The 15,649-nt window shown below is 72.2% G+C and carries 9 protein-coding genes; 5 read left to right on the top strand and 4 right to left on the bottom strand.

The annotated features are described in order from the left end of the window. The first annotated feature begins 139 nt into the window (after positions 1–139). The 5 genes from AB0C69_RS08155 to AB0C69_RS08175 all read left to right on the top strand — a co-directional run bounded on the left by AB0C69_RS08155 (position 140) and on the right by AB0C69_RS08175 (position 5,807). Positions 140–631, top strand: coding sequence for a (2Fe-2S)-binding protein (locus AB0C69_RS08155; protein WP_345176581.1), 492 nt, complete (start codon positions 140–142; stop codon positions 629–631). Further along, entirely contained in the window at positions 628–3,027 is a 2,400-nt protein-coding gene (locus AB0C69_RS08160; RefSeq protein ID WP_345176578.1) for a xanthine dehydrogenase family protein molybdopterin-binding subunit, read from the top strand. Before AB0C69_RS08155 ends, AB0C69_RS08160 begins: the two co-directional genes overlap by 4 nt. Then, on the top strand, positions 3,024–3,878 hold the full coding sequence (locus tag AB0C69_RS08165; protein WP_360351292.1) for a xanthine dehydrogenase family protein subunit M: 855 nt from the start codon (positions 3,024–3,026) through the stop codon (positions 3,876–3,878). Before AB0C69_RS08160 ends, AB0C69_RS08165 begins: the two co-directional genes overlap by 4 nt. A gap of 218 nt (positions 3,879–4,096) precedes the next feature. Then, positions 4,097–4,987, top strand: coding sequence for an SRPBCC domain-containing protein (locus tag AB0C69_RS08170; RefSeq protein WP_360351295.1), 891 nt, complete (start codon positions 4,097–4,099; stop codon positions 4,985–4,987). Positions 4,988–5,105: 118 nt separating this feature from the next. Further along, positions 5,106–5,807 carry a class I SAM-dependent methyltransferase gene (locus AB0C69_RS08175; RefSeq protein WP_345176570.1) on the top strand — a complete coding sequence of 234 codons (702 nt, stop codon included), beginning with the start codon at positions 5,106–5,108 and terminating at the stop codon, positions 5,805–5,807. A gap of 21 nt (positions 5,808–5,828) precedes the next feature. Here AB0C69_RS08175 and AB0C69_RS08180 read toward each other — a convergent pair whose 3' ends face one another. The 4 genes from AB0C69_RS08180 to AB0C69_RS08195 all read right to left on the bottom strand — a co-directional run bounded on the left by AB0C69_RS08180 (position 5,829) and on the right by AB0C69_RS08195 (position 15,632). Next, complete coding sequence (locus AB0C69_RS08180; protein ID WP_360351299.1) at positions 5,829–9,419, bottom strand: CDP-glycerol glycerophosphotransferase family protein; 3,591 nt, start codon at positions 9,417–9,419, stop codon at positions 5,829–5,831. A 47-nt stretch (positions 9,420–9,466) separates the two neighbouring features. Next, on the bottom strand, positions 9,467–12,901 hold the full coding sequence (locus AB0C69_RS08185; protein WP_360351302.1) for a CDP-glycerol glycerophosphotransferase family protein: 3,435 nt from the start codon (positions 12,899–12,901) through the stop codon (positions 9,467–9,469). Between the two features lie 147 nt (positions 12,902–13,048). After that, positions 13,049–14,041, bottom strand: a complete 993-nt coding sequence (locus AB0C69_RS08190; protein ID WP_360351305.1) for a LysR substrate-binding domain-containing protein — start codon at positions 14,039–14,041, stop codon at positions 13,049–13,051. An 88-nt stretch (positions 14,042–14,129) separates the two neighbouring features. Next, complete coding sequence (locus AB0C69_RS08195) at positions 14,130–15,632, bottom strand: carotenoid oxygenase family protein (protein WP_360351308.1); 1,503 nt, start codon at positions 15,630–15,632, stop codon at positions 14,130–14,132. Positions 15,633–15,649 lie beyond the last annotated feature (17 nt).

Below are 15,649 nucleotides of genomic sequence, written 5' to 3' on the forward strand. Positions count from 1 at the left end.
AGTACGGCATTCAACCCCGGCATAGGTTCGGAGGGTCGCCTTCCACGGAGGTGGCCCCGATGACGTGGCCGGATCAGCGCGCTCCTCCCAGGGACGTCTCTCTCGCTGTCCACCCCGAGACGTCCCTGGGAGAAACCGCATGCCACGTATCCGTGTGGAGGTCGACGGAGCGACGTACGAAGACGACGTCGAGCCGCGCCTCCTTCTCGTCCAATATCTGCGCGAACGGCTGGGAAAGGTCGGGACCCCGGTCGGGTGCGACACCAGCAACTGCGGAGCCTGCACCGTCCTGATGGACGGGATGAGCGTGAAGAGCTGCTCCGTGCTCGCCGTCCAGGCGGACGGCCATGACGTGACGACCGTCGAGGGGCTCGGCGTCGACGGCGAGACGCACCCGATGCAGCGGGCCTTCCACGAGGAGCACGCGCTGCAGTGCGGCTACTGCACGCCCGGCATGATCATGGCGTCGCTCGACCTGCTGAGGGAGAATCCCGACCCGTCCGAGGACGAGGTGCGGGAGGGGCTCGAAGGGAACCTGTGCAGGTGCACCGGTTACCAGAACATCGTCAAGGCCGTGCGGCGGGCGGCGAGCGACATGCGCGAGCCCGGCCGGCAGGAGGTGACGCCGTGACCGTGCAGGAGGTCGGCTCCCCGCGCAAGCGGTCGGAGGACGCGCGGCTCATCACGGGCCGGACGCGGTGGACCGACAACATGACCCCGGCGGGAACGCTGCACGTGGCGTTCCTGCGCAGCCCGTTCGCGCACGCCCGGATCACCGGGGTCGACACCGCGCCCGCGAAGGAGCGTCCCGGCGTCGTCGCCGTGTTCAGCGGCCGGGATTTCGCCGCGGAACAGGGTTCGCTGCCCTGCGCGTGGGTCGTGACCGAGGACATGAAGCATCCGGCCCACCCGCCCATGGCGGTGGACGAGGTCCGCTACGTCGGCGAGCCAGTCGCATGCGTCGTGGCCCGCGACAAGGCCGCGGCCATCGACGCCCTGGAGGAGATAGACGTCGACTACGAGCCGCTGTCCGCCGTCGTGGACATGGAGGCGGCCCTAGCCGACGGCGCCGATCTGGTGCACGAGGACCTCGGCACGAACAAGTCGTACACGTGGGTGTTCGAGAACGGAGATCTCGACGCGGCGATGCGGGACGCGCCGGTCGTGCTGGAGCGCCGCTTCGTCCAGCAGAGGCTCATCCCGACGGCCATGGAGCCGCGGTCGGTGCTGTGCGTCCCCGAGGGGGACGAGTTCACGCTGTACTCGGCCACGCAGATCCCGCACATCCTGCGGTTGATGCTGGCCACGGTCACCGAGATCCCCGAGCACCGGATCCGGGTCGTCGCGCCGGACGTCGGCGGCGGCTTCGGCTCCAAGCTGCAGGTGTACGGGGAGGAGGTCCTCGCGCTCCTGCTCGCCCGCAGGCTGGGCCGTCCGGTCAAGTGGACGGAGACCCGCAGCGAGGGCAACATGACCGTCCACCACGGCCGCGACCAGATCCAGCGGCTCACGCTCGCCGCCGAGCGCGACGGCCGGATCCGCGGCCTGAAGGTCGAACTGCTGGCCGACATGGGCGCGTACCTGATGCTGGTCACCCCCGGCATCCCGCTGCTGGGCGCGTTCATGTTCAACGGCATCTACAAGATGGACGCGCTGTCGTTCACCTGCACGGGGGTCTTCACCACCAAGACGCCCACGGACGCCTACCGGGGTGCGGGCCGCCCGGAGGCCACCTTCGGCATCGAGCGGATGATGGACGAGCTGGCCCACGAACTGGGCATCGACCCCATCGAGGTACGGCGCCGCAACTGGATCGCGCACGAGGAGTTCCCGTACGAGACGATCGCGGGCCTCACGTACGACACGGGCAACTACGAGGCGGCGACCGACAAGGCGCTGGAGCTGTTCGAGTACGACAAGCTCCGTGCGGAGCAGGCGGACAGGCGGGAACGGCGCGATCCGGTGCAACTGGGCATCGGAGTCTCGACGTTCACGGAGATGTGCGGTCTCGCCCCGTCCCGGGTTCTCGGGTCGCTGTCGTACGGCGCCGGCGGCTGGGAGCACGCGTCGGTGCGGGTGCTGCCGTCCGGCAAGGTCGAGGTGGTCACCGGTTCGTCCCCGCACGGGCAGGGCCACGCGACGGCGTGGGCGCAGATCACCGCCGACCGGCTCGGCGTGCCGTTCGAGGACGTGAAGGTCCTGCACGGCGACACCGCCATCTCGCCCAAGGGAATGGACACCTACGGGTCCCGTTCCCTCGCCGTGGGAGGGGTCGCGCTGTTCTCCGCCTGCGAGAAGGTGGTGGACAAGGCCCGCAAGGTGGCCGCGCATCTGCTGGAGGCGTCCGAGCAGGATCTGGAGTTCTCCGGTGGGCGGTTCAGCGTCCGCGGCGTCCAGGAGGAGGGCAGGACGATCCAGGAGGTGGCGCTGGCCGCGTTCGCCGCGCACGACCTGCCGGACGGCATCGAACCGTCTCTGGACTCCGACGCCACGTTCGACCCGGAGAACTTCTCCTTCCCGCACGGCACGCACCTGTGCGCGGCCGAGGTCGACACCGAGACCGGGATGGTGAAGCTCCGCAAGTACGTGGCGGTGGACGACGTGGGCAAGGTCGTGAATCCGCTCATCGTGGAGGGGCAGGTCCACGGCGGGCTCGCGCAGGGCATCGCCCAGGCGCTCTACGAGGAGGCCGTGTACGACGCGGACGGCAACCTGACGACGACCACGATGGCCGACTACCTGGTCCCGTCCGCCGCGGACCTTCCGACGTTCACGACGGACCGCACCGAGACGCCAGCGACGTCCAACCCGATGGGGGTGAAGGGCGTCGGCGAGGCCGGAACGATCGCCTCGACCCCCGCGGTCGTCAACGCGATCGTGGACGCGCTGCGCCCCTACGGGGTGCACGACGTGCGGATGCCGTGCACGCCGGAACGCGTGTGGCGCGCGATGCGCGCGGAGGAGAAGCCGGCGGCCGCGGAACCGGGCGCGGGCGGCGGACTCGGCTCGGCCGGAGGTGACCAGTGATACCCGCGACGTTCGACTACGTCCGTCCCGCGTCGGTGGACGACGCCGTCCAGGTGCTGGCCGACGCGGGCGAGGACGCCAAGGTGCTGGCGGGAGGGCAGAGCCTGATGCCGCTGCTGCGGCTGCGGCTCGCCTACCCCGACGCGCTGATCGACCTGGGCCGGCTCGGCGCGCTCCGGGAGATCCGCGACGAGGGGGACTCGCTGTTCATCGGCGCCATGGCGACGCACCACCAGGTGATCCGCGATCCGCTGGTGCGCGAGCACGTCCCGCTGATCGTGCAGGCGACGGAGACCGTCGCCGACCCGGCGGTCCGGCACCGCGGCACCTTCGGCGGGTCGCTCGCCCACGCGGACCCGGCGGGCGACCTGCCCGCCGTGGCGCTCGCGCTGGACGCGGTGTTCCTCGTCCGGTCCTCGCGCGGCGAGAGGGAGATCCCCGCGTCGGAGTTCTTCGTCGACTGGATGACGTCGGCGATGGAGCCGGACGAGCTGCTCGTCGGCGTGCGCGTGCCGAAACTGGGTGCGGGCTGGGGCGTGCACTACGAGAAGTTCCACCGGACCGCGCAGGCATGGGCGATCGTCGCGGTGGCGTGCGCCGTCCACCGCAACGGTGACGGCATCGAGGAGGCGCGCGTCGCGCTGACGAACATGGGCCCGGCGCCGGTCAGGGCGAGCGCGGTGGAGACCGCCGTGAGAGGGCGGCCGGCGTCGGAGGACGCGTTCCGGACCGCCGCGGCGCAGGCCGCGGCGGGCACGGAGCCGCCCACCGACCTGCACGGGTCGTCGGAGTACCGGGCCCACCTGGCGACGGTGCTGACGGCGCGCGCGCTGGCGGCCGCCGCGGGCTGACCCGCCCGCGCGGCGGGAGCACGCGGCCGGGCGCCGTCGCCCCGGCGTCCGGCCGCGTGCGTTCCGGCGCCCCGGGTTCCCCGTGCCGCATGATCACTGCTGGGCGGGGTACACCGGGGTGCCTGAGGCGTACCGAGGTGCCCGGGGCCCCACTGGCGACGCGACGGGCGGCCGCCGTAGGGTCGGGGCGAGGACTCCGGACGATAAGGACACTGATCATGGAGCTCGACCACGATTTCACCGTCCCCGTGCCGGTGGATCAGGCCTGGTCGGTGCTGCTCGACGTGGAGCGCGTCGCGGCCTGCATGCCGGGCGCGACGCTCGACTCGATCGACGGCGAGGAGTACTCGGGCCGGATGAAGGTGAAGGTCGGCGCGATGACCATCACCTACCGCGGCACCGCGCGGATCGTCTCGGCGGACGAGTCGTCCCGCGTCGTCACGATGGAGGCGTCCGCCAAGGAGGCCCGCGGGTCGGGGACGGCGGCGGCGACCGTGCAGGCGCGGCTGCACGGCGAGGACGGCGCCACCCGCGTGAGCGTCCACACCAAGCTGAACGTGACGGGCCGCCCGGCGCAGTTCGGCCGCAACATCCTGTCCGAGGTCGGCTCCAAGATCATCGCCCGGTTCGCGAAGCAGCTGGCCGCCGAGCTGGAGGCCCCCGGGGAGGCCGCCGCCGAGACCCCGGCCGCCCCGTCCGCTCCTGCGGAGAAGCCGGCCGAGGCCACCGCCGACACGCCGGCCACCGCTGCCGTGGCGCCCACGGACGCGCCCTCCGCCACCCCGGAGAGCCCCGAGAAGGCCGCCGAACCGGAGCTGGAGGCGGAGACGGGCGTGGCCCCCGCGACGCCGGAGCAGCCCGCCGCCGAGCCCGCGCCCGTCCGGGCGGAGCCCAAGGAGCCTCTGCCGCCGCCCGCCGCGGCCGGAGGAGACGAGAGCGGGCGCGTGCGGCGCCTGGAGGACAGGCGGCAGGCGGAGGAGGACGACGCGATCGACCTGCTGGAGTTCGCGGGCCCGTCGATCGCCAAGCGGGCCGTTCCCGCGGTCGGCGCCCTGGTCGCCGTCCTCCTGATCGTCCGCTTCCTCGTGCGGCGCCGCCGGAAGCGCTGATCGCGGGAGGCGCTCGCCGGCGCGCACGTCCGGGGCGGGGTCAAACCGGCGTCAACGATCCGTGCGCGGGCGGCGGCGTCGATGGAACGCGCCGCCGCCGGTGCGGTCGGCTTGTCCGGTGGACACCACCGAGCTCCAGCGGATCGCGCGGATCGAGAACGACAACTGGTGGTACCGCGAGCGCCGCGAGATCCTGTCCGCGGAACTGCTGCGGTTCAGCGTGCCCGGGACGGCAGTCGACATCGGCGCCGCGTCCGGGGCGGCCTGCCGCGTCCTGGCCGACCACGGCTGGAGCGCCACCGCGATCGATCTGAGCCCGGACGCCGTCGCGCTGGCCCGCGCCTACGGCGTCGAGGCCTACGAGGGCGACGCGCGTTACCTGCCGCTGCCGCCATGCGGGTTCGACCTGGCACTGGCTCTCGACGTGCTCGAACATGTCGAGGACGACGGGCGGGCGGCCGCGGAGGTCGTGCGGGTGCTGCGGCCGGGTGGGACGGCGCTGGTGTCCGTGCCCTGCGACATGGCTCTGTGGTCGGCGCAGGACGTGGCTCTCGGACGTGTCCGCCGCTACTCTCGCCGCACTCTGGCCGAACTGCTGGAGGGCGCCGGGCTCGTGCTGGAACGCGTGTGGAGCAGGGGCGTCCTGCATCGCCCGCTCCTGCGTCTGCTGAGGAACCGGACGGTGCGGCGCGAGGACCTGGCTCCGCTGCATCCGCTCGCCAACGAGGCGCTGCGCCTGTCCGCCTCGCTGGAGCGGCGCCTGCCGGTCGCCTCGTGGCCCGGCGTCTGGCTGTTCGCACGGGCCCGCCGTCCGGGCTGAACGGCGGGCCCCTCCCTGCCGTCAGGCCTTGCCGAAGACGCGGTCCACCACCCTGGACGCGGCCTGGCCGTCGTCGTGCGGGCAGTACTTCACGAAGAAGCGGTCGTAGGCGTCGGCGTAGCGCTGCTCGCTCGCGGACGCCGCCCTGACCGCCTCGGCGACCTCCGCCGACGTCCGCACGACCGGGCCGGGCGCTTCGGCCTCCAGGTCGAAGTAGAAGCCGCGCACGTGGTCGCGGTACCAGTCCAGGTCGTAGGTGTAGAGGACGATGGGGCGGCCCAGGATGGCGTAGTCGAACATGGCGGACGAGTAGTCAGTGACGAGCACGTCAGCGGCCATGTACAGCTCGGCGATGTCGGGATACCGGGAGACATCGATGACGAAGGGGCCAGAGTCGCCGCCGGCGAGCCGGCCCGCAGCGATCCGGTCCCGGTCGGTGACGAAGTGGTGCGTCCGCAGGAGGAGGACGTGGTCGTCGCCCAAGGCCTGGCGCATGGTCTCCACGTCCAGCTCCAGCGAGAACCCCTGCTTGCCTTCTGCGTGATGCCGGTCGTCCCGCCATGTCGGCGCGTAGAGGACGACTTTCTTGCCCTGCGGGATCCCCAGGCGCTTCCGGACGCGGGTTCCGATGCGTTCCCACTCGGGCGTGCTGAGGATGTCGTTGCGCGGGAACCCCGTCTCCAGGACCTCGCCCTCGTACCGGAAGGCCCGCCGCATGACCTGGGTGGCGTACGGGCTGGAGGACAGCAGGAGATCCCATCGCGGCACCTCCTCCTCCATCCAGTCCAGCCGCTCGGTGCGCTGGTACGGCATGTCCTGGAGGTCGTAGGCGAGGCGCTTCAACGGGGTGCCGTGCCACGTCTGGAGGTAGACCTGACCTGTCCGCTTGAAGAACCAGGGCGGCATCGCGTGGTTGGCGACAACGTACCGGGCGTGCGCGAGGACGCGGTAGTGCTCGCGGCTCCCCGCCAGGACGGTCGTGGCCTTTCCGTCCACCGCGAACTGGCCGTCCTGGGAGACCCACACGCATTCCAGGTCGGCGTCACGGCGGATGAGCTCCTCATAGACGGCCCTCGGGCTGCAGCTGTACTGGGAGCCGTTGTAGCTGCTGAACAGCACCATGTCGGCCAGAGGGTTCCGCAGGTAGACGGTGTAGTCCCTCTGCTGGAGAAGGGTCTGCGCGTGTCCGCCGCGCTCGTCGTCCTCCAGGGAGACGCGGCTGTGCAGTATCAGCGCGTCGATCTGGTGGACGCCGAGCTCGAATTCGTGCGTGCCCGCGCGATGACGGTCGGGCAGGTCGGGGATGGCCTCGCGTTCGACGACGACGGCCACCTCTCCCGATCGCGTGGGCGCCACCAGGTCCCAGGTACCGCTGCTCAGCGGCAGGTCCGTCCCGAACACCGACACCGTCGCGGGGAGGAACGCGGCGGTGAACCGGTCTCCCTCCCAGGTGACGGGGACGCGGTGCTCGTCGCCGGACCGGCGCCGCCGGAGGACGAAGCGGTCGGGGCGGTGTTCCGGGTCGGCGAAGTCGCCTCTCAGCGTGAGCAGTCCGTTGGCGTCCCATGCGGCGCCCGTGACGACCGGGCGGAAGCTGCGCTCGACTCCGCGCAGGTTGCCGAACGCGGTGCGGCTGACGGCGAACTCCCGGCCGCGCCCCACGCTCTCCGGCAGGGCGAAGCGGGCGGGCTTGACGTTGCTCGCGACGGTGAGCCGCAGCGGGCCGCCTTCGCCCGTCAACCGGATGTCCCAGTCGATGACGTCGCGCAGGTGCGTGCCGTACGGGACGGTGTTCGGCGTGCTGTTCGGCGTGCTGTTCGGCACGGACGCCAGGTACTTCAGGGGCAGCCTCGCCGTGAAGTCGAACCCGGTGCCCTCCGCCATCCGCAGGACGGCCGCCTGCCGCAGCGTCACCTCCCCGCGGACCTCGTCTCCCCCGTGCCGCCGGACCGCGACCATCGCGGCTCCGGCGCCGAGCGCGCGCCGCGTCCAGCCGGACAGCACCAGCGCGTCGCCGTCGAGGCCGAGCCTGGTGAGGACGGCCTTGGCCCGCTTCACGTGAACGACGAACACGTCGTCGTCGCCCGCCGCCGGTTGGACGGCCACGTGCTCGTCCACCTGCCGCGGCGACGTCCACCTGACGGCGGGAGCCATCGCGGTCAGCCGCTGCACCGCCCTGCGCCCGGCCGTCGTCACCTCGGCGAACAGCTCGTAGGTGGCCGTCCGCCACTCGTCGTTGTCCAGCAGGTACTCGGGCTCCACCCGTACCGTGAAGCCCGACCAGTCGAGGGAGACGTTCGCCTGCCCTGAGCGCGCCGTGACCTCCGGGACGTAGCGGCGCTCCACCGGCAGCCGGATCTCCTTGCCGGTCCGCACGTCGCGCATCCACACGCGGATCCGGGAATCGGTCACCGACGCCACGGCGAACCGGTCGAAGCAGGCGTGCCCCTCGACGATGAGGGTGTCGACGTCCCACTCCACACGGTCGACGTCCGCCCACAGCGCCAGCTCGTCGGTGACGTCGTACACGTCCTCCGGGACGCCCCGCCCGGCGTCGTCGAAGAAGGGGTAGCGGGCGTACCAGCGCTGCCGGAGACGGCCGCGCGACACCAGCGGGACGCCCCGCAGGCCGCCCTCCTCGAAGCGCAGCACCTCCAGCAGTTCGGGCAGCATGCGCTCGCCGAGCAGGTACGTCTCCAGCCGCCTGATCGCCTCAAGCCCGGCCGTGGCGCGGCGCCCGGCGCCGGCGACGACCTCCGCGCCCAGTTCGACCAGGTGTTCGCGCTCCTCCCAGGTGGCCGCGGGCAGGGCGAGCATCAGTTCGCGCACGTCCAGGTCGAGCGCGTACATGTCGTGGACGGTCAGAAGGTCCGGCGCTTGCGTACGGACGAATTCCCGCGTCTTCGCGAGGGTCGCCATGCGCGCGGTGATGTCGGCTGGGTCGGGGCGCGTGCGCAAGCCCGTTCCGGGACGGTCCCGCCAGAAATAGACGGTCGCGTCCAGCACGTCCACGGCGGAGGCCAGCACGTGGCTCTGCACGGCGATGAGGAGGTCACCGCTGGTTCCGAACTCGAAGCCGTACGCGTCCCAGAACGAGCGCCGGTAGACCTTGTTCCACACCGTCCTGTCTTGCAGGAGGGCGGGATGGCGGGTCACGTGCGTGGACAGCACGGTCTCCGCGTAGGGGTCGCTGTGGAGCGGTGACTGCCACGCCTGTTCCTCGTCCAGGCACATGACGTTTCCGCCCGCGAGGTCCGAACCGGTGTTGTCCAGCGTCCCGACCAGCAGCTCGTAGGCGTAGGGCGGCACTGTGTCCTCACCGTCGGCGAAGGTGAGGTAGCGGCCTTTCGCCTGCTCGACGCCCGCGTCGGCCGCCGCCGTGCCGGGGGCGGGCTGCAGCAGGGCGAAACGGTCGTCGCGGCCCGCGAACTCCTTGGCGACGGCGGCGTCGTCGGCGGCGGCGTCCTTCGCGGCACTGCCGTAGTCCGGACCGTCCTCCACCATGAGCACCTGGATGTCGCGCAGCGTCTGCCCCGCGATCGACTCCAGGCACTCCGCCAGGCGGCCGCCGGTGCTGCGGATGGGGACGACGATGCTGATCTGCGGGGACACGAGCGGCTCCGTACTGGGCTTTCGGGGATTCGTGGGCTTGCGGGGCTTCAGCGGAGGACCCGGTCGAGCACGCGGGCGCCCGCGTGGCCGTCGTCGTGCGGGCAGTACCGGGCGGCGAAGGCGGCGCGCGCGTCCCGGAACCCGGTCTCCAGCGCGGCGGGCTCGCGGAGGGCCTCGACGACGTCCTGCGTGGTGGCGAGCAGCGGCCCCGGCGCCTCGGCGTCGAAGTCGAAGTAGAAGCCGCGCACGTGGTCGCGGTAGCGCTCCAGGTCGTAGGTGAAGAACACCATCGGGCGGCCGGTGACGGCGAAGTCGAACATGGACGACGAGTAGTCGGTCACGAGCACGTCGCTGATGAGGAACAGCTCCGAGATGTCGGGGTAGACCGAGACGTCCATGACGCAGTCGCCCGGCCGCAGCCTCGGGCGGTCGGTGACGAGGTAGTGCGTCCGCAGGAGCAGGACGTGGTCGCGGCCCAGCGCGGCCCGGAACCTGTCGATCTCGAATTCGAGGCGGAACGCGCGCTTGCCGATCGCGTGGTGGAAGTCGTCCCGCCAGGTCGGGGCGTACAGGACGACCCGCTTGCCCTCCGGGATGCCGAGCCGCCGCCGCACCGCCGCGGCGATCTCGTCGCGGTGCGGGCTGCTCAGCACGTCGTTGCGGGGGTAGCCGCTTTCGAGGACGTCCCCGGTGTAGCCGAACGCGCGCCGGAACAGCGGCACGGAGAACGCGTTCTGGGCGAGCAGGAGGTCCCACTGAGGGACGTCGTGCTCCATCCAGTCCACGCCCTCGGTGCGCTTGAAGGGCATCTGCTTGACGTCGTACCCGAGTTTCTTCAGGGGCGTCCCGTGCCAGCACTGCACGTAGGTCTGGTCCTCGCGTTTGGTGAACCATTCCTGCTGCGACCAGTTGCCGAAGATGTAGCGCGCGCGGGCGAGCGCCTCGTAGTGCTCCCGCGTCCCGGCCAGGACGGTGCGGGCGCCGGAAGGCTTGCCGAACTGTCCGTTCTCGGTGACCCACACGCATTCGAGGTCGGTTTCGCGGCGCCGCAGCGCGTCATAGATGCCGCGCGGGTTGCACGAGTACTGGCGCCCCTTGTACGCGTCGAACACGGCGAGCTCACGGACGGGCAGGTTCAGGTGGCGCCGGTAGTGCCCGGACCGGATGCGGCTCTGCGCGTAGGCTCCGCGCTCGTCGTCGTCCAAGGCCGTCTCGACGCGCAACTGCAACTGGTCGGTCTTCTGGGCCCGGACGGTGATCCGGTGCAGGCCCGCTTCGAACGGCTCCGGCAGGTCGCGGAGGCTGTGGCGGCGGACGACCACCGGCCGCTCCTCCCCGCCGACGGTGGCGAGGGCGTCCCAGCGGCCGGAGACCAGCGGGCGCGACAGCCCGAGCACCGGCATGCGCGCGGGCGAGAACACCGCGGTGAACCGGTCGTCCTCCCAGTGCAGCCTGACGGCGTGCTCCTCGCTCGACCGCCGCCGCCGAAGGACCAGCGAGTCGGGCCGCCCGATCCGCTCCGAGCACGTGCCCGCGAGGCGCAGGGCGCCCTCGGGCGACCACGACACCTCCTCGACGGCGAGGACGCGCCCGCGGGAGACGATCCGCAGCGTGCCGCGCCGCGTCCTGGCGATCTCCAGTTCCCCGCCGGGGACGGAGAAGGCGGCGCCCGCGGCGTCCTCGTCCAGGTACGGGCGGGTCCCCTCCGACAGGGCGATCTCCCAGTCGCCCTGCCGCCGGGCCAGCCCGGCGACCGGCAGCCGCGCCCGGAACCCGTCGGCGCCGACCGGCTCGACCGGGCCGAGCACCGTGGCCCGCCCCGTCCTCGGGGTGGCGGTGACGCGCGGCTCGTCCCCGAGCGGGACGCGGCTCCAGCCGTCCAGCCACAGCTCGCCGCCCTCCAGGTGGCAGCCGACGACCGCCGCCGGCGTGCGGCGCACCTGGATCACGAAGCGGTTCCGGCCCGCGACGCCCTGGACGAGCACGCCCGGCGCGCACTCCCTGTCCCGCGGCCACTGCCGCCCGGTGAGCCGCGGGCCGGTGAACGTCGACCGGCGCCGCAGCCCCCGGTTGACGATCTCGACGCACGGCACCCAGTCGACGTCCCGCCAGCGCCCGAACATCCGCAGCGCGGACGGGTCGATCTCCGCGACGAAGCCGGACCAGTCGTAGGAGACGTTCGACTGCCGCGACCCGGCGGTCACGTCCGGCCTGCGGACCCTCCGGACCGGGACGCGCATGAGGCCCCGCTTGTTGGCCGCCACCAGCCAGAGCCGGATCCGGGACCCGTCCTCGCTGGAGGCGTCCAGATGCCGGACGTAGGCGTGGCCCTCCAGGCGCAGCAGCCCGTCCGCCCAGGTGGCCCGGTCGATCGCCGCGACCGGCCTGAGCTCGTCGGTCACGTCGTACACGTGCGCGGGGACGCCCCGGTCCTCGTCCTCGAAGAACGGGTACTCGGCGTACCAGCGGTGCCGCAGGCCGCGCCGCACGCGCGGCGCGTCCGCCGCCTTGCGCAGCTGGACGAAGCGCAGCACCTCCAGGAGTTCCGGCAGCATCCGCCGGCACAGCAGGTGCAGTTGCAGGCGCGTCATCGCGGGCTGCCGCCTGAGGACGCGCGCGTTCACCTGCCGGGCCAGGGCCGCCCCCATGGCCACGAGTTCCCCGCGGTTCTCGTCCTGCGTCCTCGGGAGGGCCTCGAACAGGACGCGAAGCTCGATCGGGATCAGCACGTGCTCGTCGTAGGCGTTCAGGAGCTGCGGGGCGTAGTCGGCCAGACCGTCCCGGACGACCCGGGCGGAGCGCATGCGCTGGCTGAAGTTGTCCCAGTCGTAGCGGTCCTCTGTGATGGACCCGGGACGCCTGCGCCAGAAGTAGACCGTCTCGCTCAGGATGTCGACGGAACGGGCCAGGGCGTGCGCGCGCGCCGTGACAGGCGGGTCCTCGTAGTAGCCCGGGGGGAACTCCAGACCGGTCCGGTTCCAGAACGCCCGCCGGTACACCTTGTTCCACGGCGTCCGGTCGCGCATGAGCATCGGCATGGACGACACATGCGTCTTCGAACGGGACTGCGTGAACAGGCCGTCGTGCAGGTGCGACTGCCAGGTCCGGTCGTCGTCCATCCGCTGGACGTTGCCGGACGCCAGGTCCGAGCCGGTCCGCTCAAGGGACGCGACCAGCCGCGCGTACGCCTCGCGCTCCACGACGTCGTCGGCGTCGGCGAACGCCAGGTACTCGCCCCTCGCCTGCCGCACCCCCGCGTTGCGGGCGGGCCCCGGGCCCTCGTTCTCCCGCGTGAGCAGCCGGAACCGCGAGTCGCGGCCGCACATGTCCTTGGCGATCACGGCGCCGTTGTCGGTGGACCCGTCGTCCACCATGATCACTTCAAGGTCGCCCAGCGTCTGGCCCGCCAGCGATTCCAGGCACTCCTGGAGGTACTCCTCGGTGTTGTGGAACGGCACGACCACGCTGAGCTTCGGGGACATGGGGCCTCCTCCTCGCCCCCGAGCATGGTGACGTCACGCCGCCGCACGAACGCGCATCGCGATTGCGAGGCCGTCCCCTGACGCAGACTTGACCTCGCCTGGCCGCGGCTTGACCTTGGCGTTAACCCGAGGGATCAGAGCCGGGGATCAGGCTGGGCGGATGCCGGGGGCCGCGCCCGGCCCCACCGTGCCCGACCCCGCCGTGCCCGACCCCGCCGTGCCCGACTCCGCCGCGGCCGACTCGGAGAGGGCGGCGCGGACGCTCGCGGCGAGCGCCTCGAACTCGTCCGCGCGCGGCGACGTCGACCGGAAGCCCAGGCCGACGCGGCGGAACGGCGCCGGGGCCGCGAACCGGTGCAGGCCGAGGTTCGGCGCCCGGCGGGTCTCCACGGGCAGCGCCGTCTCGGGGACGAGCGTCACCCCGAGGCCGCCCGACACGAGCTGGACCAGCGTCGCCAGGCTCGTGGCGTACGTCGCCGCGGCGGCGCGCGCCCCCACCTCCCGGCAGACGTCCAGCGCCTGGTCGCGCAGGCAGTGGCCCTCGTTCAGCAGGAGGACGTCGAGATCGTTGAGCGCCTCCCGCGCGACCCCGGTCGCTCCCAGCTCGAACCCGGCGGGCGCGACGAGCACGAAGTCCTCGTCGTACAGCGGCAGCTCCGTCACGCCCGACGCGGGCACGGGAAGCGCCAGCAGCACCACGTCCAGGCGTCCGGCGAGCAGTTCCGCGACGATGTGGCCGGTCTGCTCCTCGTGGACGGACAGTTCCAGGTCGGGGAACTCCTTGGCGAGCCGGGGAAGGACGACCGGCAGCAGGTACGGCGCGACGGTCGGGATGACGCCCACCCTGAGCGGCCCGACGAGCATCCCCCGGACGGCCTGGACCTCCTCGACCAGCCGGTCGAGTTCCGCCAGGACGGTCTCGGCCCGCCGCGCGACCCGCTCCCCCGCGGGAGTCAGCAGGACCTTGCGCGTCGTCCGCTCGACGAGCTGCGTCCCGAGGCCCTCCTCCAGCGCCGCCACGGCCCCGGACAGGGCGGGCTGGCTCATGCGCAGAGCGGCGGCGGCGTCGCGGAAATGCAGGTACTCCGCCAATGCCAGGAACGCCCGCAACTGGGCCACCGTCGGTCTGCTGATCCCCATCCTGCCGCAGACATTACCCAAGGCCGATCACGCACCGTGACTTGTCCCAGGTGGAGGCGGGGTGGTGTTCACCACAGCGGGCAGGCGCTCAGCGGACGGGCAGGCGGTCGGGATGGGGGATGGGCGCGTCGGGGTCGGCGACGCGCGGTGTGAAGGTGCCGTGGAAGCCGAACGGGATGTGGTGCGGCAGGTGGAGATCCGCGACGGAGGTGAGGTCCCTGGCGTCCAGGACGGTGAGCCGCGAGCGATGCTCCGCCGCGAGATACACGACCGTCAGGAGCCACCCGTCGTCCTCGGCGGAGTCCGGCGCGCGGGGAACGAAGACGGGCTCGCCCACGTAGGTGTGCGGGCCGGCCTCGTGCGCCTGCGTGCGGCCGGTGTCGTTGTCGACCTTCAGGACGGTGTCGTACTCGCCGCTCGGGCCCGTCCGTCCCGTCATGTAGGTGTAGCGGTGCCTGCGCGTGGAGCGGCGCCAGTCGTACTGGGGGAACTCGCCGGGCAGGTCGGAGAGCGGCGTCTCGATCACCCGTCCCGCCGGGGTGATCCGGCAGCGCGTCAGCCTGCTGGACGGCAGGTCGGTGAAGCGGGCGCGGAAGTCGGACAGGTCACGCCTGATCGCCTCGAAGTCGTCGAAGAGCACCAGGTCGACGACGGTGTCGGCGCCGTCCTCGAAGGCGTTCGCCACGTGGACGTGCACGAGCGCCTCATGCTCCACGACCCGCGCCGGACCGCCGTCGCGCGGCACCAGCACGAACCGCGTCCCCTTCTCCGGACGGTGCCGGATCGCGTCGAACACCGACGCGCCGCCGCCGAACATCGTGCGCAGGTCGACCATGTACGGGTCCAGGACGAACACCATGTGGTCGGTCGTCAGCGCCACATCGTGGTTCCACGGCATGTTCGCCATCCGGACCCGGGCGAGCCGCCGCAGCCGGCCGCGCCGGTCGACCTTCCAGCAGTTCAGGGACGGCAGCGGACTGAAGTCCTGTCCGAAGTTGAACATCTCGCCCGTCACCGGATCCCACTTCGGGTGGGCGGAGAACGCCTTGAGCGCGCCGCGCAGCCGCCCGTCGAAGTCGTGGACGCCGAGCGTCTCCAGCGTGTCGGGGTCGAGCCGGTGCGGCGGACCGCCCTCCCACAGGGCCAGCAGCCGGTCGGCGTGCAGGGCGATCCCGGTGTTGGCGGGGTTCGCCGGCCCCTTCCCCTTCACGAAGTTGGCCCAGAAGCCGCCGGGAAGCGGGGTTCCGACCCCCGGCCGGACGGGCCCGTCGGCGACCATGCCGTGCCTGAACTGCGGCGTCCGGACGTACCGGTTGCGGAACCGCACGGACCGTCCGTCGAAGGCGAACTGCGAGACCATCCCGTCGCCGTCGAAGAGGTGGTGCATCAGCGTCCGCCCGACCTCCCACTTGCCGGGGCCGATCCGGTACAGCGTCCCGGTGAGGCCGGGCGGGAGCTTCCCGTCGATCTGGTCGATGACGTAGTCGTGCTCGCGCAGGAGCGGCGCGAAGACGCGCGCCATGTCCGGCTCGCCGGGCCGGGGCGCTGCGGTGTCCGTCGTCCGGGGGTCTGTGTCGCTGGAGCGGGGCACGGGGGCCTCCCCATCTG

The sequence above is a fragment of the Actinomadura sp. NPDC048032 genome (genome assembly GCF_040653175.1).
Classification (GTDB): domain Bacteria; phylum Actinomycetota; class Actinomycetes; order Streptosporangiales; family Streptosporangiaceae; genus Spirillospora; species Spirillospora verrucosospora.

Coding starts and splice junctions, on each gene's coding strand:
- AB0C69_RS08155 (WP_345176581.1), top strand. CDS start 140: ATGCCACGTATCCGTGTGGAGGTCGACGGAGCGACGTACGAAGACGAC.
- AB0C69_RS08170 (WP_360351295.1), top strand. CDS start 4,097: ATGGAGCTCGACCACGATTTCACCGTCCCCGTGCCGGTGGATCAGGCC.
- AB0C69_RS08185 (WP_360351302.1), bottom strand. CDS start 12,901: ATGTCCCCGAAGCTCAGCGTGGTCGTGCCGTTCCACAACACCGAGGAG.
- AB0C69_RS08190 (WP_360351305.1), bottom strand. CDS start 14,041: ATGGGGATCAGCAGACCGACGGTGGCCCAGTTGCGGGCGTTCCTGGCA.